The sequence below is a fragment of the Brevundimonas sp. genome, from assembly GCF_004210735.1.
Taxonomy (GTDB): Bacteria; Pseudomonadota; Alphaproteobacteria; order Caulobacterales; family Caulobacteraceae; genus Brevundimonas.
Genome location: NZ_SDZL01000162.1, coordinates 1 through 1,024, shown reverse-complemented (window position 1 = coordinate 1,024; position 1,024 = coordinate 1). Strand labels below are relative to the sequence as shown.

At 65.9% G+C, this 1,024-nt stretch carries 1 protein-coding gene; it reads right to left on the bottom strand.

The window, feature by feature from the left end:
• Nucleotides 1–1,024 (bottom strand): DUF4175 family protein (locus EON91_RS14630; RefSeq protein ID WP_292096168.1); only part of this gene is annotated, 1,024 nt, incomplete at both ends.

Genomic DNA, 1,024 nt, shown 5'->3' with positions numbered 1-1,024 from the left:
ACCGGGACCTTGTATTCCTCCCAGTTGCGCAGCAGCACGGCGCGCGCTTCCTGCGCCATGCGGCCGATGGGCTGGAGGAAGATCTTGTCGGGCAGGCGATAGTCGACGACGTCGCTTTCGGCGACCTGGCCGGCCGCGTCGGTGGCGCGGAGTTTCACTTTCAGGTCCATGCCGGCCCAGCGATGGCGCACGAGATCCTGGCTGTATTCGCCTTCCTCATCAGTGGGGGAGAGAGCGACGGTTTCGACTGGAACGAGGTCTTCGATCACGCCGGCGGTGGCGGGGATGTCCTTGCGGCCGAAGAAGACGAGTTCGAGTTTGTCGACGCCGTAGTCGTCGGCGACCTTGTATTTGAATTCGGTGCGATCGCCTTCGCCGAGCTTGGGCGGTTCGACGAAGGAGACGGTCGGCGTTACGTCATCGATGATGGTGAAGGGGAAGCTTGCGCGCGTGCCCCAGTAGTTCACCGCGATGTTCATCGGCTCTTTGACGATGACCCGGGCTTCGTAGGCGTTCTGGATGTCGGCCTGCGGATGCAGCGTGACGGCGCCGCCATCTGTGGGCGAGACGATGATCTGCGGCGCGCCGGGGCCGATGACGCGCAGGGTGACTTCCGAACCTTCGGGCGCCTTCGCGGCTTCGCCGCTGGTGAGCACGAAGGGGGCCAGGCCAGTGTAGACGGGCGGTGTGATCCACGCTTCGATCTTCAGCGTGTGAGCGCCGAACAGCGCCCCGAAATCCGGGAAGAGGCCGCGATAGAGACGGTCGGGCGCGGCGGCGTTGGCATAGAGGCCGGCGATGATGATGAGGGTGGGCGCAGCGAGGCGCAGATAGAGCGGGTCGGCCTGCTTCCATTGCGCGCGGACGTCGAGCTTACCGACGCGGGTTGCGAGCGCGGCCATTCGGTCGCGGTGTTCCTGCCAGAGCGTCCAGCCGGTGGTGTCGGGCTTGGCGGGGCGGTCGGTCCAGGTGGAAAGCGGGCGGCCTTCGATGGCGCTGTCGATGAGGTCGCGGGCTTCATCGT